Origin of the sequence: Bacteroides cellulolyticus (genome assembly GCF_025567135.1) — a bacterium.
Lineage (GTDB): Bacteria > Bacteroidota > Bacteroidia > Bacteroidales > Bacteroidaceae > Phocaeicola > Phocaeicola cellulolyticus.
Genome location: NZ_JAOQJJ010000002.1, coordinates 96,578 through 120,755, shown reverse-complemented (window position 1 = coordinate 120,755; position 24,178 = coordinate 96,578). Strand labels below are relative to the sequence as shown.

The following is a 24,178-nucleotide window of genomic DNA, read 5'->3' as shown; positions in this document are numbered from 1 at the left end:
ATTAATTATTAATTGAATAAAATGTTTGACTATTATAATCTTGAACCGCTCCTGATGTGGATTCACAGCACGATGTGCAGCCTGATGCCCGAATGGATGGCCTTCACGATAGAGGGTATTGCCGTGGGGGTGTTCATCATGGTGATGTATGCGGTGCTTGCCATTATCCTTATATATATGGAGCGAAAGGTGTGTGCGGCTTTCCAGTGCCGTATCGGACCGGACCGTGTGGGCGGACGCGGAGGACTTCTGCAGGTGCCTGCCGACGTAATTAAAATTCTTACAAAGGAGATTATATCTCTGAAAAACTCGGACAAGTTCCTGTACGGGCTGGCTCCGTTTCTGGTGATCATGGCGTCAATCCTGACATTCTCGTGTCTGCCATGGAACAAGGGGGGCGAGATCCTGCACATGAACATCGGTATATTCTTCGTGCTGGCGGCTTCGTCCATCGGTGTGCTGGGTATCCTGCTGGCGGGATGGAGCAGTAACAGCAAATATACGCTTATCGGAGCCGTGCGAAGCGGAGCGATGATTATCAGCTACGAGCTGTCAATAGGTATAAGCGTGCTCACCATGGTTATCCTGTGCGGAACTATGGACATTCAGGAGATTGTGGCTTATCAGGAAAACGGATGGAACATCTTCAAGGGACATATCCCTGCGGTGATGGCGTTCGTCATCTATCTGATAGCGGGTAACGCGGAGGCCAACCGCGCGCCGTTCGACCTGGCGGAAGCTGAACAGGAGCTTACTGCCGGGTATCACACTGAATATTCGGGTATGCACTTCGGATTTTTCTATCTGGCGGAGTATCTTAACCTGTTCATCACTTCCGGAATAGCCGTCACTCTGTTCCTGGGCGGATGGATGCCGCCGCACATTGTGGGGCTGGACGGGTTCAACGCCGTGATGGACTACATCCCCGGGGTGATATGGTTCGTGGGAAAGACTTTCTTCGTGGTGTTCCTGCTGATGTGGATAAGATGGACTTTCCCCCGATTGAGAATAGACCAGGTTCTTATACTGGAATGGAAATACCTGATGCCGCTGTCGCTGCTGGTATTAATGATTATGACCGTAATGAAGGTGTTCGGTCTGGTGTTTTAATATTAAGTTGTTAGATTCTAGTTGTTAGAACTAAAAACTAAGAACTAATAACTAAAAACTGAAAAACTATGGGATCTTTTAAAGAATATATCAACGGATATGCCTTCGGAGTGAAGAGCCTGCTTGTGGGTATGCGCACATCGATGAAGGTGTTCATGCAGAAAAAGGTGACGGAACGCTATCCGGAAAACAGACATACCACACTGCACATTCCGGAACGCCACCGCGCCATGCTGGTGATGCCGAAGGATGAAAACGGAAACAACAGGTGCATTGCCTGCGGGCTGTGCCAGATGGCGTGTCCTAACGGAACCATTCACATCACAAGCGAGACACGCGAGACGGAAGACGGAAAGAAAAAGAAATTCCTGGTGAAATATGAATACGACCTTGGCTCGTGCATGTTCTGCCAGCTGTGTGTGAACGCCTGTCCGCACGACGCGATACGCTTCAGCAACCATTTTGAGAACGCGGTGTTCGAAAGGGAGAAGCTGGTGATGACGCTTAATGAGCCATAGGCCAGCGAAGATAACCAACGGTCAGCGAAGCTAATAATTTATAATGAAAAATTAATAATGGGTGGATGATATTCAGACTAATAATCAGGAACAATGACATCGACCAATTATTAATTATTAACTTTTAATTTTTAATTAACAAACATGTTTTCACTTTTTGAAATAGCATTTTATGTTGTGGCCCTTTGTATCATAGTATTTTCCGTACTGGCGGTCACTACAAGCAGCATACTGCGCTCGGCTACATATCTGCTGTTCGTGCTTCTCAGCACGGGAGGTATATATGCCATACTGGGATACACTTTCCTGAGCGCCGTCCAGCTGATGGTCTATGCGGGAGGTATCATAGTGCTCTACGTGTTCTCCATCCTGCTGACACGTTCCTCCGGAACAATGAAATATAAGATACGCCGCGGCAAGATGGCCAGTGTGTTGCTGACCAGCCTTGTGGGTATGGCGCTGGTGATGTTCCTAATCGCTACAAACGGCTTTGCGCTGAACATTATCCCTCAGGGTGTGGAGCTGCCGGTGAAGAATATCGGCGAGGCCCTCATCGGAACAGAAAAGTATCAGTTCGTATTGCCTTTCGAGGTGATGAGCGTGCTGTTGCTGGCCTGCATGATAGGAGCTATTATGATTGCAAGAAAAAGAAACTAAAAACAAAGGATTATGGAAATAGAAGTACACGTTATACACTATCTCGTGATAAGTACAGTGATGCTGTTCTGCGGAATATACGGTTTCTTCACACGCAAGAACCTGCTGGCACTGCTCATCTCGGCCGAACTGATGCTTAACGCCACGAACATCAACTTCGCGGTGTTCAACAGATATCTCTTTCCGGGACATCTGGAAGGACATTTCTTCAGCCTGTTCGGTATAGCCATAGCTGCGGCGGAAACTGCAGTGGCAATAGCCATTATCATCAATGTTTACAGAAATATAAACAAGATCCTTACCGATGACATTTCGGAGATGAAGGGATAAAAAACTTAATGTACATGGAATATACTATATTTATACTGGCCCTGCCGGTGCTTAGCTTTCTGGTTCTGGCTCTGGCGGGAATGAAAATGCCTCACAAGGTGGCAGGAGCGATAGGAACTCTGTCGCTGGCGGCTGTCACTGTGCTGAGCTATATCACAGCCGTGGGATATTTCACTGCGCAGCGCACCGCAGAAGGACTTCTGCCTGTCTCTACGCCGTGGAACTTCAGTTGGCTGCCGTTCACGGAGTCGCTGCACATCGACATGGGTATCATGCTGGATCCTATCTCGGTGATGATGCTGGTGGTTATCTCTACCGTGTCGCTCATGGTGCACATCTATTCGTTCGGATATATGAAAGGGGAACGCGGATTCCAGCGTTATTACGCTTTCCTCTCGCTGTTCACCTTCTCAATGCTGGGACTGGTGGTGGCTACCAACATCTTCCAGATGTACGTGTTCTGGGAGCTTGTGGGCGTTTCGTCATATCTGCTCATCGGCTTCTATTACACCAAGCCTGAGGCTATAGCGGCTTCTAAGAAGGCTTTCATCGTGACACGTTTCGCCGATCTGGGATTCCTTATCGGTATCCTGCTCTACGGATATTATATGGAGACTTTCACCTTCTCTCCTTCCGAAGAACAGCTGATGAGAGCGGGTATGGTATTGCCTTTGGCCCTGGGCCTGATGTTCGTGGGTGGTGCCGGAAAGAGTGCCATGTTCCCTCTGCACATCTGGCTGCCTGACGCGATGGAAGGCCCTACTCCGGTATCTGCGCTGATTCATGCGGCTACTATGGTTGTGGCTGGCGTGTATCTCGTGGCAAGGATGTTCCCTCTGTTCATCGGCTTCGCTCCTGAAACTCTCCACTGGGTAGCATATATCGGCATGTTCACCGCATTCTATGCGGCTACCGTAGCTTGTGTACAAAGCGACATCAAGCGTGTGCTTGCGTTCTCTACCATCTCGCAGATCGGTTTCATGATGGTGGCACTGGGCGTATGTACAAGTCTTGACCCTCACGAAGGCGGACTGGGATATATGGCCTCAATGTTCCATCTGTTCACTCACGCCATGTTCAAGGCGCTGCTCTTCCTCGGCGCGGGATGTGTGATACATGCTGTCCACAGCAACGAGATGTCGTTCATGGGCGGACTGAGGAAATATATGCCTGTCACTCACATCACTTTCCTTATAGCTTGCCTTGCCATCGCTGGTATTCCTCCGTTCTCAGGCTTTTTCTCAAAGGATGAAATTCTTACGGCTTGCTTCCGCTTCAGCCCTGTTGCGGGATGGATAATGACTGTCATTGCCGGAATGACGGCTTTCTATATGTTCCGTCTTTACTATTGCATCTTCTGGGGTAAGACGAACGACAATTATGCGCATCACACTCCGCACGAAAGCCCTGTGGTGATGACATTGCCTCTCGTCATCCTTGCGGCCATCACGGTTGTGGCAGGATGGGCAATGCCTTTCGGACATTTCGTTTCGAGCAACGGACATGCGTACGACATTCATCTTGACACTACAGTAGCTGCCACAAGCATCGTCGTAGCGGTAATAGCGATACTTATCGCCACATGGATGTATGCAGGAAAAACTCAGCCTGTGGCAGACATGCTTCAGAAGAAGTTCAGCGGCCTGCATCACGCTGCCTACCGCCGTTTCTTCATGGACGAGGTCTGGATGTTTGTCACAAAGAAGATTATCTTCCGTTGCGTCTCTACTCCTCTTGCATGGTTCGACCGTCACGTAATCGACCAGTTCATGAACTTTATGGCCTGGAGCACTAACGCTGCCGGCGAAACAGTACAGCCTATGCAGAGTGGAAAGATTCAGACTTACACCATGTGGTTCCTGGGTGGTATTATTATACTGACAGCGGCACTTATCCTACTGTGATAAAACCACATTTACTCAACAAGCTTTCAGCTTTTAATTATTAATTTTTAATTATTAATTGAAACAATGAATATATTAAGTTTATTTGTAATAGTCCCTTTGGTAATGCTGCTCGGTCTGTGGCTGGCAAAAGGCATAAACCAGGTGAGAGCGGTTATGGTTGCCGGTTCTACCATCCTGCTGGGACTTTCCGTATGGCTCACCATAGCCTACATCGGGCTTAGAAACGGAGGAGCTACAGAAGAAATGCTCTTCACCGCAAGCACTCCATGGTATGAGCCGCTGAATATATGCTACTCTGTCGGAGTGGACGGTATATCTGTAGTGATGCTGCTGCTCAGCTCTATAATAGTATTCACAGGTACATTCGCTTCATGGCGTCTGCAGCCTATGACGAAAGAATATTTCCTCTGGTTCACCCTTCTGAGTACCGGAGTTTTCGGTTTCTTCATCTCTACCGACCTCTTCACCATGTTCATGTTCTACGAGGTTGCGCTCATCCCTATGTATCTGCTCATCGGCGTATGGGGAAGCGGAAAGAAGGAATATGCCGCCATGAAGCTTACCCTCATGCTTATGGGTGGTTCGGCATTCCTGCTCATCGGTATCCTTGGCATATATTATGGTGCCGGAGCCGAGACAATGAACATCCTTGAGATTGTGAACCACAAGATACCTACAGAATATCAGCGTCTGTTCTTCCCGTTGGTTTTTGTCGGCTTCGGAGTATTGGGAGCCTTGTTCCCGTTCCACACATGGAGCCCTGACGGTCACGCTTCGGCACCTACTGCAGTATCAATGCTCCACGCCGGAGTACTTATGAAACTTGGAGGCTACGGCTGCTTCCGCATCGCTATGTATCTTATGCCTACCGGTGCAGCCATCTGGGGTGATTTCTTCCTCGTCCTGACAACAATCTCTGTAGTATATGGCGCATTCAGCGCAGTGGTACAGACCGACTTGAAATACATCAACGCATACTCTTCAGTGAGTCACTGCGGTCTGGTTCTTTTCGCCCTTCTGATGATGACTAAGGTCAGCGCAACAGGTGCCATCCTGCAGATGCTGAGCCACGGACTTATGACAGCATTGTTCTTCGCCCTGATAGGTATGATTTACGGAAGGACTCACACCCGCGACATCCGACAGCTCAGAGGTCTGATGAAGATTATGCCGTTCCTGGCTGTGGGATACGTCATTGCCGGTCTTGCTAACCTCGGTCTTCCGGGATTGAGCGGTTTCATTGCCGAAATGACTGTTTTTGTAGGTTCGTTCCAAAACCCTGACAACTTCCACCGCGTCTGCACAGTGATTGCCACAATGAGTATCGTGATAACCGCCGTATATATCCTCCGTGTGGTAGGAAAGATTCTTTACGGCACTTGCGAAAATCCCGAGCATCTGAAACTCACCGACGCTACTTGGGACGAAAGATTTACCGTAATCTGTCTTATCGCTGCCGTAGCCGGACTCGGACTTGCGCCGTTCTGGGTGAGCGATGTAATCAGCTACAGCGTAGAACCTATTATTTCGGCAATAGTGAGATAAATAATAATTAATAATGAATAATTAATAATTAAAAATGGGTGGATGCTATCACTTTTAATTATTAACTCTTAATTATTAATTGAGCGACGTTTTTAATTATTAATTTTTAATTCTTAACTAAAAAAACATGTTTCAATTTATACCAATGCAGGCAGAAATCAGTCTCGCGGCCATAATGGTGATAATCCTCCTGGCTGACCTGATTCTGAAAGAACCTCACCACAAGACTTTGCAGACTATGGCATGCACTCTGATGGTGATACAGATTGTCCTGAACATACAACCGGCAGCCGGAGAGTATTTCGGCGGGATGTACCACTGTAAACCGGTAGCATCTGTGGTGAAAACAATACTTACCGCAGGAACACTCCTCGTGTTTATGCAATCCGGCGAATGGATTTCGGCTCCTGACACACGCCATAAGGCAGGAGAGTTTTACGTAATAACCATAAGCACACTCCTGGGAATGTATTTCATGGTGAGCGCAGGCAGTTTCATACTGTTCTACGTAGGCCTTGAACTAGCCAGTATCCCGATGGCGTGTCTCATCGCATTCGACAAGTGGAAGCACCACAGCGCCGAGGCAGGGGCAAAGTTCATACTGAACTCTATGTTCTCATCCGGTCTGATGCTGTACGGCCTTTCTCTGATTTACGGTACATGCGGCACAACCTACTTTGCCGACATGACAGCAAGCATCACAGGCACACCTCTGCAGATACTTGCCATGGTGTTCTTCTTTGCCGGTCTGGGCTTCAAGCTGAGCCTTGTGCCGTTCCATAACTGGACTCCGGACACATACCAGGGCGCGCCTACAGCAGTGGCTGGCTATCTGTCAGTCATCTCGAAAGGTGCCGCAGCATTCACACTGATGAGCATCCTGACAAAAGTGTTCGCTCCTATGTCCGACCGCTGGGAACTGATGCTGAGCATCGTCATCGTACTGACCATCACACTGGCAAATATATTCGCTATACTGCAGGACAACATGAAAAGATTCATGGCATACAGTAGTATATCACAGGCAGGATATATCATGCTTGCAGTAATTGCAGGCAACACTCAGGGTACCGCATCACTGATATACTACGTGACAGTATATATCGTGGCGAACCTTGCAGTATTCGGTGTTATAGGGGCAATAGAAAGACATACCCTGGGCGAAACATATGCCAATGCAGACAAGGCTGAAGGTGAACTTCCGGAAAACGCCCTCTCACGTTCTGATGAGACAGTGAAATCAGAATATGCCGTAAGCCGCAGCGCATATGCCGGACTTTACCGTACCAATCCGCGCCTTACATTCGTTATGACACTCGCCATGTTCTCACTTGCCGGAATTCCTCCGTTCGCGGGATTCTTCAGCAAGTTCTTCGTGTTTGCTTCGGCTTTCAACGCAGGTCACTGGCTGGTAGTGTTCCTGGCACTTGTAAACACCGTAATCTCGCTTTACTACTATCTGCTTGTGGTAAAAGCCATGTATATCACTCCTAACGACAACCCGCTGCCACACTTCCGCAGTCCGTGGCTTACACGTGTCTCACTTGCGGTATGTCTGGCAGGAATAATCCTGCTTGGTATAATAAGCAGTGTATATGGAGGAATAGAGTCGGTAGTTGCTTTTTAGAATTCTATTTCTATTCTGATTAATTTCCATATTACAAGAATTTACATTAACTTTACGCAATGCTAAAATCGAGTAACGGATTATGGGAAATTTTGAAGAAACCAGAAAAGCAAAAGAAGAAGTAAGAAAGAAAAACGATGTCCGAAAGGAAAAGATTGCCGGATATTTCTTCGACTTGTCAAAATTATCTTTTGCCGGTATGGTAATAGGTGGCATAACTCCATTATTTACGAATACAGATAATGAAGTCAATTATTTTACATCACTTATAGGTCTTGCCTCTACTTATATTTTTGCTTTTACTGCAAATAGAATTTTAAAATGATATAGTTATGGATGCATTAGGATTTACTTTTTTAATTACTGCTATCATAGGTGGCGCTTTTTTGGCGTGGACTTATACAAAGAGCGGTAAAAAATGGATTGACAGTCTATAACCGATATCGGTTACATATATTAATAAAGGATATATCTCACAGAAAAAGATATATCCTTTTTTTATTTCTCCCACCATCAGCTGTAACCTATATGTAACCGATACGTAAACGTATTATAAACGGATGGAAACATCCAAGTAACACCACAGCCGTAATTTTGCCCCTGAAAACAAAAGGATAGAAAGAATGAACGACATTAAGAAACTGATGCTTGTATCTCCAATGCTGATGGCGGCGGTAAGCATGCAGGCTATTGACGTAAAAGGGGTGATAATTGACAAGGCTACCGGCGAACCGCTAATAGGCGCAACCGTACAGATAGAGGGAACAACAACCGGAGCCGTTACGGACATCGACGGGAGATTCGAACTTGGTAATGTCAAGGACAGGGACATACTGATAATCCAATACGTAGCCTACCAGTCACAACGTATTACAGTCGATAAGAATCTGAAAGGGGAAATAACAATAGCCATGAGCACTGACAACCAGCAGCTGGACGAGGTGACAGTGGTGGCAAAGAAAAACCTTGAGGGAGAACGCGCACTGATGATGGAGAGACAGAAATCGAGCGTGGCGATAGAGAACCTCGGTGCAAAGGAGATGAGCACAAAAGGTATTTCGAACGTGGCCGAAGGCGTGAAAAAGATATCAGGAATATCAATAGCGTCGGCAGGACAGATAATAGTGCGCGGTCTGGGCGACAGATACAGCACCACCACACTGAACGGACTTCCGATAGCATCGCCTAATCCGGACAACAAGCTTATCCAGCTCGACATATTCCCTACATCCACAGTGAAGAACATCACAGTGAGCAAGGTATATGAGGCAAACACTTTCGCCGACTATTCCGGAGCGCACATCGATATAGGCACGAAAGAACAGACAGGCGAAGATTTCTTCAACATTTCATTCAATACAGGCGGCAAATTCAATACTCTGGGCCAGGATATGTACCGCATGGATCACGAAGGAACTCTCTTCAGAACTCCAAAGCTGAACAGCACATATACAGAAATGGATCTGACAGATTTCGAAAACTATGCCCGCCACAACAAGCTTTTCAACACCACATTCGACGTATCGAAAAGAAAAGCCTTGCCTGAGTTCGGCGGAAACATAGGCTTCGGAAAGAACTTCGACCTGGCAGGAAACAACCTGAGCGTGCTGGCATCCATAGGCGTGAGCAACGGACAGCAGCTGATGAAGGACGCGTACGTACGCACTCTTGAAGCCACAGGAAACACACTGAACAACTTCTCGTACGACAGCTATACCAACGAACTGAAGCTGGCCTCACTTGCCAGCGTAGGCTACTCGTTCAGGAAGCAGGATCTGCTGAGCTATACTTTCTTCTACGCCCGCAACGCCTCGGACACATACATGCGCCGCGAGGGTGTGGACTACGAAGACCACAATCTGATAGGCAGCAACAGCGTGTCGCACATCTACAGCCTGCAGAACCACCAGCTCAGCGGCAAGCACTACATAAAGGACGCATGGAGCATCAACTGGAGCGGCTCGTACAGCAAGACATCGAGCGCCGAACCGGACAGACGCCAGGTGATGTTCGAAGTGCAGGACGACAACTCCCTGGAGCTTTTCAAGCTGAACCGCCAGGAGACGATGAGATACTTCGGATCGCTGGACGAAAACGAATGGGTGGCAAACCTCATGAGCGACTATAAATTCGGCGACAGCAACAAGATACAGGCCGGAGTGACCTACAAGGACAAACAGCGCGACTACAAGGCCACACGCTTCTACTACAACCTGAACAAGCTGAACCCGACAATCACAGACATTTACACCCCGAGCGAATATATCAATCAGGAGAACATCGAGAACGAACTGCTCACCATCAATCTGGTGAACCAGCCGAAAGACCAGTACCGTGCAGGCAACAGCATCATTGCCGGATATATCCTTGCCGACTACTACCCGATAGAGTCCCTCCTGCTGAACCTCGGAGTGAGATACGAATACTCACGCCAGTGGGTTGACTACCACACCGACGGCGGACGCCCCGAGAGAAGCGAGCTGAACACAGGCGACCTCTTCCCGGCAGCCAACTTCCGCTATCAGATGAACAGCGACAACAGCCTGCGCTTCTCATTCTCGCGCACAGTGACCCGCCCGTCGTTCATCGAGATGGCTCCGTTCCTCTATCAGGAATCATACGGCGCGTCGCAGATACGTGGTAACGCCGACCTGCAGAACGGCTACAACTACAACTTCGACCTCCGCTATGAACTCTTCCGCCAGAACGGCGACATGATTTCCGCCACCGCCTACTACAAGCACCTCGAGAGTCCGATAGAACGAATCCAGGAACTCTCAGGAGGAGCCACAGTACAGTCGTTCCGTAATGCCGACAACGGTATGGCAGCCGGAGTGGAAGTGGAATTCCGCAAGGAAATAGTCAAAGACCTGCGCCTGGGAGCAAACGCCTCGTTCATGTACACCAACGTGAAGCTTCCCGAAGGAGGGGTATATACCAACGACCAGCGAGCACTGCAGGGAGCGTCACCTTATCTGGTCAACGCCGACCTGACCTACAGCCCGCGCATAGACGATGACAGGCAGATATCAGCCGCCCTGCTCTACAACCTTCAGGGACCGCGCATCCACACAGTAGGTATCTCAGGACTTGGCGACGTAAAGCAGCAGGCAGTCCACACACTGAACTTTGCCGGAAGCATGAAGCTGAACAGCCGCGTATCGGTAAAACTCCAGGTCAACGACCTCCTCAACCAGCCTGTAATCTTCCGCCAGGAAGTACCGAAGACAGGCGAGACACTTGAAGTGGAAAAGTTCAAGCGCGGAAGCAGCTTCGAGATAGGAGTTTCATACACGCTATAATTAAGAACCGCAAGTCAGCGAAGCTAATTAAATAGAGACTGAAAACATAACAAATAAAACATTTCAAAAAAACTTTTTATGAAAAAGAATTGGAAACTTGCCACTCTCGCACTGGCAACAACAGGACTGCTGTTCACTACAGCATGTACAGAAGACACTATCGGCGACGGCGGTAACGGCAACATCGCCGACAATCTCCTCAACGCCGATATCACAGAAGACGTCACTCTGAAAGCAGGCATAACCTACACTCTCGACGGAGGTATCCACGTAAAGAACGGAGCCACTCTGAAAATCGAGCCGGGAGTAAAGATTGAAGCCATCCACGACAACAAGGTCGATTACATCCTCATAGAACAGGGAGCCAAAATCGACGCCCAGGGTACAGCCACCCAGCCCATCGTCATGACTTCACAGAAGAAGGAAGCCGGAGCATGGGGCGGACTCCACATCTGCGGATACGCGCCTACAAACGTGGGTACAGGCACATCGGAGATAGGTGACGCCACATACGGAGGCGACAAAGCTGACGACAATTCCGGCGTTCTGCGCTACGTCCGTATGGAATACACAGGCTATGCCTTCAGCGAAGACAAGGAATCAAACGGTATCACATTCTACGGCGTCGGTAGCGGAACTACCGTTGACTACGTTCAGGCCTTCATGGGCTCCGACGACGGTTTCGAGTTCTTCGGCGGCTCGGTAAATATCCGCCATGCGGTAGTGACCGACTGTAGCGACGACTCGTTCGACTGGACAGAAGGATGGAACGGAAAAGGCCAGTACCTCGTGGCATACCAGGGAAGCAAGGACGAGATAGGCTACGACTGCGACTGCCTGATGGAATGCGACAACCACAGCACAAACTTCGCGGCCACTCCGGTATCGTTCCCTACACTTGCCAACGTAACCCTTGTGGGCAACGGCGGAACAGCACAGGGTGTACGCCTTCGCGCCGGAACAAAGGTAGGCCTCTATAACACCATCATCACAGGCAAGGGAAAATGCCTCACAGTAGAGACAGAACCTACAGAAAGCGCCCTGAAGAACGGCGAGTCAAAGCTTAACTACGTCACTATAGGTTCAGGTTTCACAAGCAAGGAAAACATCTATACACAGAGCGACTTCCTCGCCGCGGAAAACAACAACGAAGTGAAAGACCTCACACCGATACTCAGATCATTCTACGTCGGTACAGCCGAAGGAGGCCGGAATATGAGCACTGTAGATTCATTCTTCGATGCCGCGGAATATCGCGGAGCCGTTCCTGCCGACAACGACTGGACAGCAGGATGGACACTTTCAAGCGGATCGGAAGCTCAGGAGATAGAAGAGCTGAAAGGCACAGTGACATCCGATGTCACCCTGGCTGCAGGAAAGACATACTATCTGACAGGCGACTACACAGTGAAAAGCCCTGCCACACTCACCATAGAAGAAGGAGTGACAATCATTGCCAAACACGACAACACCGTTGACTACATCCTGGTGGAACAGGGAGCGAAAATCAATGCCGCGGGTACAGCCGAAAACCCTATCGTCATGACATCCGAAAAGAAGGAAGCCGGAGCATGGGGCGGACTCCACATCTGCGGAAAAGCCCCTGTCAACGTACAGGGCGGCAAGGGAACATCCGAAATAGGTGACGCCGCATACGGTGGCGACGACGCGGCCGACAACTCCGGAAAACTGAGCTACATCCGTCTGGAATACACCGGCTATGCGTTCAGCGAAGACAAGGAAGCCAACGGAGTGACATTCTACGGCGTGGGCAGCGGAACCTCAGTAGATCATCTGCAGGCATACCGCGGTTCCGACGACGGTTTCGAATTCTTCGGAGGAACAGTCTGCGTGAAATACATGGTAGCCACAAGCTGCAGCGACGACTCGTTCGACTGGACAGAAGGATGGTGCGGAAAAGGCCAGTTCATGGTGGCATACCAGGAAAACGAAGAGACACTGGGCTATGACTGCGACTGCCTGATGGAATGCGACAGCAACGACAAGGACAACTCGCTCACACCCGTATCACATCCGGTACTGTCGAACCTGACACTTGTGGGCAACGGCAACGACGGCCGCGGAGTACGCCTGCGCGCCGGCACCGAAGTGGAACTCTACAATGCCATAATCACAGGCAAGGAGCAGCCTCTCACCGTGGAAACCGTGAACACGGAAAACGCGCTGAAAAACGGAATATCCCGATTGAACTACGTAGAGATATCAGGCATATTGTCATCAAAACAGAACATCTACACCAACGACCTCTTCCAGGCAGCCGAAGGCAACAGGACAAACGCCACTTTCGCTCTTGAAGACAAATTCATCGGTACAGCAGACGGAGGAAAAGACATGTCGTCCGACTCATTCTTCACCGCAACCGACTACAAAGGAGCCGTCACTGCCGACGACAACTGGACAGCCGGATGGACTCTCTGATCCTCCGGAAACACGGAAATACACATACCCCCACGGGAAAACACACACCGGGACCGCCGCCACACCAAGCGTCGGCCCCGGTTCTTTTATCAGAAAATCCTCCCGACAGCAACCACGGTAAAGAATTTTGACGTATCTTTACGCCCGTAATCATAACCTGTAAAAACCATAAAAATTATGTATCCGTTGAAATTCCGTCCCATCCTGAAAACCACAATCTGGGGTGGCGACAAAATCATTCCGTTCAAACACCTTGACAGCACACAGCAGAACGTAGGCGAAAGCTGGGAAATATCCGACGTCCCCGGCGACGAATCGGTAGTGGCAAACGGAGCCGATGCCGGAAAGAACCTCACACAGATGGTTCAGGAATATAAAGGAGCCCTGGTGGGCGAAGCCAACTACACACGCTTCGGAGGCAAGTTCCCCCTGCTGATAAAATTCATCGATGCCCGTGACGATCTTTCAATCCAGGTTCACCCTGACGACGAACTCGCCATGCGGCGCCACAACTCCATGGGTAAAACCGAAATGTGGTACGTGATAGACAATGCCGGAGGCCGCGCCCACCTGCGCTCGGGCCTGAGCCGCAGCATCACGCCCGAACAGTACGAACAGATGATAGCCGACAACACCATCTGCGACGCCCTGGCAGACTATGCCGTCCGTCCCGGCGACGTATTCTTCCTCCCTGCAGGACGGATACACAGCATCGGAGCCGGATGTTTCATAGCCGAAATACAGCAGACATCGAACATCACATACCGCATCTACGACTTCAACCGCAAGGACAAGAACGGCCGCACACGCGAGCTGCACACCGAACTCTCAAAAGAAGCCATCGACTACAGCGTGCAGCCGGACTACCGCACCGCCTACACCCCGTGCAAGGACCGCCCCGTAGAATTGGTGACGTGCCCATATTTCACTACTTCGGTATATCATCTTTCACAGCCGATGACCATGGATTATTCAGAACTCGATTCATTTGTCATCTATATCTGCATGGAAGGTTCATGTACGATAAAAGACAACGAAGGAAACAGCATCCGCATGCAGGCCGGCGAATCAGTTCTTTTCCCGGCTACAATCAGGAATCTGGAAGTAACACCAGATGGCGAGGTCAAGTTCCTTGAAACCTACGTATAACATATCATAAAATAAAAAACAATCCCCGAAAGGATTGTTTTTTATTTTATCCATCTCACGCAGACCGGAGCCTTGACCGGTATCCTTTTTCCTGTATCCACGGGCATTCCCGTATCCTTATCCACTTCGTATATCTCTATAGCATCCTCGTCGCGACACGCCACAAGGATATATCTCCCGTTCGGAGTTATGGCGAAATTGCGCGGATGCTTCCCCGTAAGGCAATAACCTGTCCGTTCTATCTTTCCCGTTTCTGCAGAAACCCTGAACACAGCCAGCCCGTCCCCCTTCAGACGACAGGAAGCATAAAGAAATCTTCCGTCGGGCGACAAATGAATATCCGCGCTTCCCTCTCCTCCCGCCGTATCGGCCTTTACCGTCTGTATTATCTCCGCCGTACCGCCGTCCTCCGTATCCAGCACCACAACATCACCGCTCAGCTCGGTTATCACGTATGCATACTTCCCGCCGGAATGAAAACACATATGCCTGGGTCCGCTGCCATCCGGCAACACTATATCTTCCTCGCCCGTATATGTAAAATCATCCGCACGAATCACCCTTATCCTGTCCGTACCCAAATCGCATGCCCAGATACGGCTGCTGTCCGGCGAATAATACACCGAATGAACGTGCGGCTTCTCCTGTCTGGAAGGATTGACGCCCCTACCCCGGAAATTCAGGACCTTCCGCCGCGCCACATTCCCTCCGCCATCCGCATCGAACACAGTAAGACTCCCGCCGGAGTAATTCGCGGTGAAGGCTTTGCCTCTACTCCAGTCCGCCATGACGAAACACGGCGACGCTCCCCCCGTCATATCCCTGCCTGCAACCTCAAGCCTCATGCTGTCCGGACTGTATTTCAGAGAATAAAGAAACGAACTGTCACCTCCGCCCTCGGATACGGAGTATATGATATTCCGTGCGGTCAGTTCCGAAAGAAACGAAGGATTGGCTATACCTTTAACTCCCGATTTATAAGAATAACCGGCATCCTTCTGCGAAAAACTGAATACCTTGATGCCTTCCTCATTCTCGGCGGAATAACTGCCGGATATAAATACCAGCGAATCGGAATCCGAAAAACCTGCTGACTTTTCTTTTTTATTTACAGAAGTACATCCCATAAACAATAATGAGAGTGACAATAGAACAATTTGGTTTCTTTTCTTCATAATATTAAACTTTGGATATGATTTGAATGTTCAAAAATATATATTTTATACATAGGAATTGGTACTTAGAGAGTTTTTTATTATTTTTGCAGACAATTTAATACTAACGTCTGGGGTTGTTTGGTTTTGACAGCGAGAGATGTGGTATGTAAGCATGCAGTGCGTCAGTGATTTGCACTATAATCTCAGTTACTGAACAATTATCTGGCAACGAAAATTATGCTCTCGCTGCTTAATCGAAGTATAGTAGATTAGCTTTATTTCTGTCACAGTGACAGAAACGAGACATCGCTCAAAAGCTCTTGTTCCGAAGCGTTTGATATAGCGGTGCAGCAAAATCGGGAATAGCTTGAGTCTAGTCCTGCGGCTCCGGTGAAATTTAAGGACTAAGGTATAAGTGGGTGGCTCTGGTCTTGCTTATGCACGAAAACCGAAGGCAGAGATAAGCATGTAGAAAGCATATGGCTTCCTTGTTTGGACGAGGGTTCGACTCCCTCCAGCTCCACATAAGTAATTATCAAGTAATCACCCTGCATCTACTTTTTTTAAAAGTAAATGTAGGGTAATTTTTTATCATCAAAAATCTCAAGAAAAGGCTTTAAAAAAGCGTGCGCACATTTAAGGCAAAACGTGCGCACGTTTTAGTTAGAATGTGCGCATGCTTCAACTCGAATGTGCGCACGTTTTATTTTACATTTTTTAAGCCATAAAAAATGCCAGCCAATTCATCATTTACTGACAATGAATTGGCTGGCTGTTTTTATTTGAAAACCTTGCTTACTTTACAGGAGTATTTTCCAAAGTAGCAGTAAGGAAATCATAGAATTTCTTTACTGAAGATATGTGGCAACGTTCTTCCGGAGTGTGAGGACACTGCAATGTAGGTCCAAATGAAATCATATCCAAACCTGGCATTACGGCACCAATAATACCACATTCCAGTCCGGCATGTATAACCTTCACTTCAGGCTCTTCTCCAAATTGCGCCTTATATGAAGCCTTCATAGCATGGAGTATAGGCGAATTTACATTAGGTTCCCAACCTGAATAACCTCCTGAACGGACTACATGCATACCAGCCATTGAGAAGCAGCTTTCAATAGCAGTATTACGGTAATCCTTCATTGATTCGCGCGAACTGCGGGTAAGAACTTTTATAGCAGCTTTACCTCCACCAATCTCCACTATAGCAAGATTTGACGAAGTTTCTACTGTATCAGGTATAGTAGGAATAAAGCGTTCCACTCCATTAGGGCAGGCAAATATTGCATCGACCAGATTATCTCTTATCTCGTCAGGAACCATCATCTTAGGCAGTTCCACACGTTCAGCAGTGAAAGTTATGCCATCTTCAATAGTGGCAAACTCATCACGCCATACCTGTTCGCATTCGCCTACAAAAGCCAATACGTCTTCTACCTCTGTTTCAGGAACTGTTATAACCACTTCACATTCGCGAGGAATTGCATTTCGCATGTTTCCGCCTTCCCATGATACGAGACATGCCTCATCGTATGTGATAACCTGATTGAGGAAACGTGCCATGAGTTTATTGGCATTGGCATGTCCCCATCCTATCTGAATACCGGAATGACCTCCGCGTAGGCCTTTCAAAGTGACTTTTAATGCCACATCTTCAGGGTCGGTTTCTTCTTCTTTATATTCCAATGTTGCCGTAAGATCTTCGCCACCTGCACAACCGATATAAAGTTCTCCTTCATCTTCTGAGTCGAGATTGAGCAATATATCTCCTTCTATTGTACCAGGCTTCAGACCGAAGGCTCCATACATACCTGTTTCTTCGTCGGCTGTGATAAGAGCTACCAACGGACCGTGTTTCAACGATTTATCTTCCATTACAGCCATAATAGCTGCAACACCCATGCCATTATCCGAGCCTAATGTAGTACCTTTAGCTTTTACCCATCCGCCATCAATAAAAGTCTGGATTGGATCTTTTTCAAAATCATGAACTGTTTCCTTATTCTTCTGAGGAACCATATCCATGTGTGCCTGAAGAATTACAGTCTTACGGTTCTCCATTCCCGGAGTAGCCGGTTTGCGATAAATGATATTTCCTGCCTCATCCTGGAATGTTTCAACATCAGCCTTCTTTCCAAAATCAAGTAAGAAAGCCTGAATCTTTTCCAGATGTCCTGACGGACGAGGAATTTGTGTAATTGAATGAAAATGTTTCCACACATTCTGTGGAGCTAAAGAAAGAATTTCGCTCATAGAGTTTGTTTTTTGATTATGAGTTTATGGGTTTATTTTGTTTATTCGTAAGCGGCAATGCCACTAATCCATATATACCTAACAAAATTAGTAAAAAAGTTTGAATTCCATGCACTAAAAGTGCAAATATTCCAGCATCATCTTTGCTTACGCCGTACATCATCATCATTGTTATTACTGCAAAGTGCCAAGGTCCTGCCCCGTTGGGAGTAGGAACAACCACGGCTATACTGCCCACAACAAACATTACCAGCCCAGGCATCAGTCCAAGATCAGACGAAAAGTCAAAACTGAAAAATGCCACATAAAACTGAAGGAAATAGCATATCCATATACCTAACGTATATGCTACAAACAAAGCAATGTTATCAACATGACGCAAAGACTGGCAGCCAAGCCATATGTCATTCAAGATTCCTTTTACTTTTGCAAAAACAGAAATTCGCTTGAACAGAAAATACAATAATATCAGAAATGCAAATATACAGGCAAGAGTTATATAAAAATTGGTCGATGTAAAAAGATGAAATATAAACGAGGTGTCAGTACCTGTTTCCTTCATAAACCGGGCAAATATTCCGGACTGCAACAACAGGGTTACAAATGTTATTATCAATACACACAAAGAATCTATAATACGTTCGGTAACCACAGTTCCTAAGGATTTAGAAAACGAAACGCCTTCATATTTCGCCAGAATTCCACATCTGGACACTTCACCTATTCTTGGTATTACAAGGTTTGCCGCATATGAGACAAATATAGCATATACGCTGTTGGCCGGTTTTGGATACTCACCCAACGGAGCCAATGACAGGTTCCATCTCCAGCCACGAAACAAATGCCCAAAAACTCCAAACACAAGCGAGAAGAGCATCCACCAGTAATTAACCTCAGAATTAAGCACGGACCACACCCTCTTAAAATCAAAGCCTTTATATGTCCATACCAGAATAGCTGCTCCAAGAATTACAGGCAAAAAAACTTGCCACAACTTATTTAATAGTTTTTTTGAATCACTTCGTTCCAAAATCTGAAATTATTTAGATATTATTATGTAACTTTGCACAATGCAAATATACACAGCTTAACTGAATAAATATCACATTATCACAAAGAAATATTTGAATACGGATGAAATTAGTCAAACCAAAGAAATTTTTAGGACAGCACTTTCTCAAGGACTTGCAAGTGGCCAAAGACATAGCAGACACAATTGATGCCTATCCGGATATCCCCGTACTAGAAGTCGGACCAGGAATGGGAGTCCTGACACAATATTTGATACCTAAAAACAGACCTTTAAAAGTTGTTGAGCTGGATTTTGAATCAGTAGCTTATCTTAAAGAGAACTTTGGTGAATTGGGTGAGAATATTATAGAAAAGGATTTCCTGAAAATGGATCTCACAAGCCTGTTCGACGGCAAGCCTTTTGTCCTTACAGGCAATTACCCGTATAACATTTCAAGCCAGATATTCTTCAAGATGCTTGACAACAAGGAACTTATCCCATGCTGTACCGGAATGATTCAAAAGGAAGTGGCAGAACGAATTGCCGCCAAGCCGGGCAACAAGACATACGGCATCCTTAGTGTAATGATTCAGGCATGGTATGATGTGGAATATCTATTCACCGTACATGAACACGTTTTCAATCCACCACCAAAAGTCAAGAGCGCAGTAATCAGAATGAAAAGGAATGATACGAAAGATTTGGGGTGCAACGAAAAACTGTTCAAGCAAATTGTAAAGACCACATTCAATCAGAGAAGAAAGACATTACGCAATTCCATTTCGCCGATATTGGCAAAAGATAATCCTTTAAGTGCCGAGCCTATATTCAACAAGAGACCGGAACAGTTGTCTGTCAATGAATTTATCGAACTGACCAATAAGGTGGAAAAGGCTTTGGACAGCAATACAGCATCTGTCAATCTAGAGTTATAAGAGTTTTTATACACGTAACCACTAAAAGCTAACCAGGATGAACAGCGAAGAAATCAAAAAAATAACGGAATTAATAGAGAATAAGGAGCATGACAAAGTAAAGGAGCTTCTTAATGATTTACATCCTGCCGACATAGCAGAACTATGCAATGAACTTAATGCTGAAAATGCAAGGTTTATATACTTGCTGCTAGATAATGAAACAGCCGCGGACGTACTCGTCGAAATGGACGAAGATGCCCGTAAAGAGTTTCTTGACATACTGCCATCGGAAACTATCGCTAAACGTTTTGTTGACTATATGGATTCGGACGATGCCGTTGACATCATCCGAGAGATGGACGAGGACAAACAGGAAGAGGTCCTTTCACATATAGAAGACATTGAACAGGCCGGAGACATCGTTGACCTTCTGAAATACGACGAAGATACCGCCGGAGGTTTGATGGGTACGGAAATGGTTACCGTAAAAGAAAACTGGAGTATGCCCGAATGTCTGAGGGAAATGCGAATTCAGGCTGAGGACATGGACGAAATCTATTATGTATATGTAGTAGATGACGACGAACGTCTGAGAGGTGTATTCCCACTAAAGAAAATGATAACAAGTCCGTCTGTATCAAAAGTCAAACATGTAATGAAAAAAGACCCAGTTTCAGTACATGTGGATACTCCTATAGAAGAAGTGGTACAGATAATTGAGAAATATGACCTTGTGGCAGTACCGGTAGTTGACAGTATCGGACGCCTTGTAGGACGTATCACCGTAGATGATGTGATGGATGAGGTACGTGAACAGGCTGAACGTGATTACCAGTTGGCATCAGGTCTTTCTCAGGATGTAGAATCAGACGACAACGTTTTCAGACAGACCACGGCACGTCTGCCATGGCTTCTTATCGGTATGCTGGGAGGTATCGGCAACTCAATGATATTGGGTAACTTCGACTCTACATTTGCCGCCCATCCTGAAATGGCGCTATACATCCCATTGATAGGTGGAACAGGAGGAAACGTCGGAACACAGTCATCGGCACTTGTTGTACAAGGGTTGGCAAACAGCTCACTGGATTCTGCAAATACCTTCAAACAAGTAGCAAAAGAAGCGGTAGTCGCCCTTATTAATGCCTCAATCATATCATTACTGGTTTATATATATAATTTCATTCGTTTTGGAGCAACAGCCACAGTAAGTTATTCTGTATCAATCAGTTTGTTTGCCGTTGTAATGTTCGCTTCCATTTTCGGCACATTAGTGCCTATGACACTAGAAAAACTAAAGATAGACCCTGCAATCGCAACCGGTCCCTTCATCTCCATCACAAACGACATCATCGGTATGATGCTATATATGGGAATAACAGTGTTGCTGTCATAATTTGCAGAACTTGATTAAACGAAAAAACAAAAAAAATTAAAGATTATAATACATTTTTACCCTATTTGGTAAAATAACCAAGACAATATTATGTTTTTTAAATATTATTTCTTTAATTTGTAATTATAACGTTTTTAAAAGAAACATTCTTAAATATCTATATACGCATGGAAGTTAATGAAACAAACCGCCCACTAACCGAAATTCAGGAAAATGAGACTGAAAATTTGGTTCCTACTGTTGATCAAACAACAGATAACGTTAAGTATGAACCTAAACAGACTAAAGAAGAGGTTATACAACGTTTAAAAGAGATAAACAACAATGCTTGTGAAGCTGAAAAACAGGAAATAGACTTCCTTAAACAGACATTTTACAAACTGCACAAAGCTGAACAGGAAGCTAACCGCAAAACATTTATCGAATCGGGCGGCGATGCAAACTCTTTTGTTCCTACCACAGATCCTCTGGAAGCAGAACTTAAATCCGTATTGGCAGAAATAAAAGAGAAAAGAAATTCCATGATAGCTGCAATAGAAAAAGAAAAAGAGGAAAACCTGCAAAAGAAAATGGAAATTCTGGAAAAGATGAAAAATCTTACAGAACTGTCAGAAGATGCAGGAAAGAACTACAATGAATTCAAAAATCTGCAGCAGGAATGGAATGAAATAAAACTCATTCCGGCAAATAAAATCAACGAAATCTGGAGAACTTACCAATTATATACAGAAAAATTCTACGACATGCTCAAACTGAACAATGAATTCAGAGAGTATGACTTCAAGAAAAATCTGGAACAAAAGACACGCATCTGCGAAGCTGCCGAAAAGCTTGCCGACGAACCTGACGTAATTTCAGCATTCCATCAGTTGCAAAAGCTTCATCAGGAATTCAGGGAAATCGGTCCTGTGGCAAAAGAAATGCGTGAAAGCATCTGGGCAAGATTTAAAGCTGCTTCTACAAACGTAAACAAGAGACACCAGAAACATTTTGAGGATTTAAAAGAGCAGGAGCAAAACAACCTTGACCAGAAAACTGTGATTTGCGAAATAGCAGAAGCCATGGAATATGACAAATTCACAACTTTCACAGACTGGGAAGACAAGACACAGGAAATACTGGCACTGCAGGCCAAGTGGAAAACAATAGGATATGCTCCACAAAAAATGAATCTGAAAATCTTCGAAAGATTCCGTGCCGCATGCGACGAATTTTTCAGACGTAAGGCAGAATTCTTTAAAACAGCCAAAGAAAACATGTCTGTAAACCTGGAAAAGAAAAAAGAGCTATGCGAAAAAGCAGAAGCATTGAAAGACAGTACAGCATGGAAAGAGACTGCCGAGATTTTGACCAAACTGCAAAAAGAATGGAAGACAATAGGTCCTGTACCTAAAAAGTATTCAGATTCTATATGGAAAAGATTTATCGGCGCTTGCGATTATTTCTTCGAACAGAAATCAAAAGCAACTTCATCACAACGTTCAGAAGAGCTGGAAAATCTGAACAAGAAAGAGGAATTGCTTAAAAAGATTGAAGAACTGGAAAAGACCGAGACATACGATGAAACCATAGCAGATAAGATCAAAGCTCTGATTTCCGAATGGAACAGCATAGGTTTCGTACCGTTTAAGGACAAGGACAGATTATACAAAGAGTTCCATAATCTTGTAAACAAGATATTTGACAAGGCAAATCTTTCTGCCACAGAGAAAAAGCTGAACAGCTATAAATCAGGATTAAGCAAAGAGAACAATCTTTACAAGGAAAGAGAAAAACTTGTCAGAATATACGAAAGAATAAAGAACGAAATCAAAACATACGAAAACAATTTAGGTTTCTTAAATTCGTCATCTAAAAAAGGCAATTCATTGGTAAACGACATTGCCAGAAAAATAGAGAAGCTGAAAAACGATTTACTGTTGACTCAGAAAAAGATTGAAGCTATCGACGAAGCTATAAACAAATAAATTATAATAGCGAGCTAAGCTCGCTATTATAATTTATGTACGAAAACAAAAAAGAGCAGTAAAAACTGCTCTTTTTTTGTTGGGTTACTAGGATTCGAACCTAGAAAAACAGGACCAGAATCTGTTGTGTTACCATTACACCATAACCCAATTTCTGATAATTTAAATTGTCTTACAAAGTTGGGCTACTAGGATTCGAACCTAGAAAAACAGGACCAGAATCTGTTGTGTTACCATTACACCATAGCCCAAAATTGTTGTCAGCAAGTCATTTCTTGTTTGACGCTGCAAAGGTACAACTTTTTCATTAGTTTCAAACATTTTTGTCCTTTTTTTTTCAAAAAAATATGAATATGGGCGTTTTTTCGCCTTGTCATGACGGACAAACTCAAAATTCACTCTAAAAAATACAAAATCCAAAAGAAAAATTCATCTATATTTCGTGGAATACAGAAAAGCAAGTATATTTGCCATATATTATGTATATTAACTTAAAAGTTTGTATTTTAGAATAATGAACGAAGAAAAAAAATTACTAGAAAAAATCATAGAAGGTATTCAAGAAAAAAAAGGTAAAAACATCGTAATAGCAGATCTTTCTGACATAGAAGATACTATATGCAATTATTTCGTAATATGTAATGGAAATTCACCAAGTCAAGTACTGGCTATTACAGAATCAATAAAGGATTACGTCAGAAACGAAATAAGCATCAAACCATTTGCAATCGACGGAACTAAAAATGCACAATGGGTAGCAATGGACTACAACGACGTAATAGCACACATATTCTTACCGGAACAAAGAGATTTCTATAATCTGGAACATTTATGGGCTGATGCAAAATTAACCCGCATACCGGATATAGACTAATATCACATAATCAATTCA

At 45.5% G+C, this 24,178-nt stretch carries 18 protein-coding genes, 2 tRNA genes and 1 other RNA gene; 16 read left to right on the top strand and 5 right to left on the bottom strand.

Annotated features, from left to right (window positions below; genetic code table 11):
* Positions 1-21 precede the first annotated feature (21 nt).
* From nuoH to OCV82_RS03560, 11 genes are all read left to right on the top strand, one after another.
* Entirely contained in the window at positions 22-1,110 is a 1,089-nt protein-coding gene (gene nuoH, locus OCV82_RS03610) for an NADH-quinone oxidoreductase subunit NuoH (RefSeq protein ID WP_154043165.1), read from the top strand.
* A gap of 68 nt (positions 1,111-1,178) precedes the next feature.
* Positions 1,179-1,628 carry a NuoI/complex I 23 kDa subunit family protein gene (locus OCV82_RS03605; protein WP_154043164.1) on the top strand — a complete coding sequence of 150 codons (450 nt, stop codon included), beginning with the start codon at positions 1,179-1,181 and terminating at the stop codon, positions 1,626-1,628.
* Between the two features lie 144 nt (positions 1,629-1,772).
* Positions 1,773-2,285 carry an NADH-quinone oxidoreductase subunit J family protein gene (locus OCV82_RS03600; RefSeq protein ID WP_154043163.1) on the top strand — a complete coding sequence of 171 codons (513 nt, stop codon included), beginning with the start codon at positions 1,773-1,775 and terminating at the stop codon, positions 2,283-2,285.
* 12 nt (positions 2,286-2,297) lie between these two features.
* Entirely contained in the window at positions 2,298-2,615 is a 318-nt protein-coding gene (nuoK, locus tag OCV82_RS03595) for an NADH-quinone oxidoreductase subunit NuoK (protein WP_154043162.1), read from the top strand.
* Positions 2,616-2,629: 14 nt separating this feature from the next.
* Complete coding sequence (nuoL, locus tag OCV82_RS03590; RefSeq protein ID WP_154043161.1) at positions 2,630-4,519, top strand: NADH-quinone oxidoreductase subunit L; 1,890 nt, start codon at positions 2,630-2,632, stop codon at positions 4,517-4,519.
* A 66-nt stretch (positions 4,520-4,585) separates the two neighbouring features.
* A complete protein-coding gene (locus OCV82_RS03585) occupies positions 4,586-6,067 on the top strand; it encodes a complex I subunit 4 family protein (protein ID WP_154043160.1) in 1,482 nt (493 codons plus the stop codon).
* Between the two features lie 127 nt (positions 6,068-6,194).
* The gene (locus OCV82_RS03580) at positions 6,195-7,694 is read left to right on the top strand and encodes an NADH-quinone oxidoreductase subunit N (protein ID WP_262542894.1); all 1,500 of its coding nucleotides are present in this window, start codon (positions 6,195-6,197) and stop codon (positions 7,692-7,694) included.
* Between the two features lie 82 nt (positions 7,695-7,776).
* Positions 7,777-8,019 (top strand): hypothetical protein, encoded by a 243-nt coding sequence (locus tag OCV82_RS03575; RefSeq protein WP_154043159.1) that lies wholly within the window; start codon positions 7,777-7,779, stop codon positions 8,017-8,019.
* Positions 8,020-8,317: 298 nt separating this feature from the next.
* Entirely contained in the window at positions 8,318-10,996 is a 2,679-nt protein-coding gene (locus tag OCV82_RS03570; protein WP_154043158.1) for a TonB-dependent receptor, read from the top strand.
* Positions 10,997-12,211: 1,215 nt separating this feature from the next.
* Complete coding sequence (locus OCV82_RS03565) at positions 12,212-13,435, top strand: hypothetical protein (RefSeq protein WP_262542955.1); 1,224 nt, start codon at positions 12,212-12,214, stop codon at positions 13,433-13,435.
* A gap of 177 nt (positions 13,436-13,612) precedes the next feature.
* The gene (locus OCV82_RS03560; protein WP_154043156.1) at positions 13,613-14,584 is read left to right on the top strand and encodes a type I phosphomannose isomerase catalytic subunit; all 972 of its coding nucleotides are present in this window, start codon (positions 13,613-13,615) and stop codon (positions 14,582-14,584) included.
* Positions 14,585-14,625: 41 nt separating this feature from the next.
* Here OCV82_RS03560 and OCV82_RS03555 read toward each other — a convergent pair whose 3' ends face one another.
* Entirely contained in the window at positions 14,626-15,759 is a 1,134-nt protein-coding gene (locus OCV82_RS03555) for a lactonase family protein (RefSeq protein WP_154043155.1), read from the bottom strand.
* 112 nt (positions 15,760-15,871) lie between these two features.
* Between OCV82_RS03555 and ssrA the strand changes: the two genes are divergently transcribed.
* Positions 15,872-16,267: a transfer-messenger RNA gene (ssrA, locus tag OCV82_RS03550) on the top strand.
* Between the two features lie 269 nt (positions 16,268-16,536).
* On the opposite strand, the gene OCV82_RS03545 is transcribed toward ssrA, so the two are convergent.
* Complete coding sequence (locus OCV82_RS03545; protein WP_154043154.1) at positions 16,537-17,994, bottom strand: aminoacyl-histidine dipeptidase; 1,458 nt, start codon at positions 17,992-17,994, stop codon at positions 16,537-16,539.
* Positions 17,995-18,010: 16 nt separating this feature from the next.
* Positions 18,011-19,024 (bottom strand): lysylphosphatidylglycerol synthase transmembrane domain-containing protein, encoded by a 1,014-nt coding sequence (locus tag OCV82_RS03540; protein ID WP_154043153.1) that lies wholly within the window; start codon positions 19,022-19,024, stop codon positions 18,011-18,013.
* Between the two features lie 104 nt (positions 19,025-19,128).
* On the opposite strand from OCV82_RS03540, the gene rsmA reads away from it, so the two are divergent.
* The 3 genes from rsmA to OCV82_RS03525 all read left to right on the top strand — a co-directional run bounded on the left by rsmA (position 19,129) and on the right by OCV82_RS03525 (position 23,286).
* Entirely contained in the window at positions 19,129-19,941 is an 813-nt protein-coding gene (gene rsmA, locus OCV82_RS03535) for a 16S rRNA (adenine(1518)-N(6)/adenine(1519)-N(6))-dimethyltransferase RsmA (protein WP_154043152.1), read from the top strand.
* Between the two features lie 37 nt (positions 19,942-19,978).
* Positions 19,979-21,319 carry a magnesium transporter gene (gene mgtE, locus OCV82_RS03530; protein ID WP_154043151.1) on the top strand — a complete coding sequence of 447 codons (1,341 nt, stop codon included), beginning with the start codon at positions 19,979-19,981 and terminating at the stop codon, positions 21,317-21,319.
* A gap of 167 nt (positions 21,320-21,486) precedes the next feature.
* On the top strand, positions 21,487-23,286 hold the full coding sequence (locus OCV82_RS03525; protein ID WP_154043150.1) for a DUF349 domain-containing protein: 1,800 nt from the start codon (positions 21,487-21,489) through the stop codon (positions 23,284-23,286).
* 79 nt (positions 23,287-23,365) lie between these two features.
* On the opposite strand, the gene OCV82_RS03520 is transcribed toward OCV82_RS03525, so the two are convergent.
* Positions 23,366-23,436 (bottom strand) — tRNA-Gln (locus OCV82_RS03520).
* A 30-nt stretch (positions 23,437-23,466) separates the two neighbouring features.
* Positions 23,467-23,537: transfer RNA gene (locus OCV82_RS03515), tRNA-Gln, on the bottom strand.
* Between the two features lie 263 nt (positions 23,538-23,800).
* Here OCV82_RS03515 and rsfS point away from each other — a divergent pair.
* The gene (gene rsfS, locus OCV82_RS03510) at positions 23,801-24,160 is read left to right on the top strand and encodes a ribosome silencing factor (RefSeq protein WP_154043149.1); all 360 of its coding nucleotides are present in this window, start codon (positions 23,801-23,803) and stop codon (positions 24,158-24,160) included.
* Positions 24,161-24,178 lie beyond the last annotated feature (18 nt).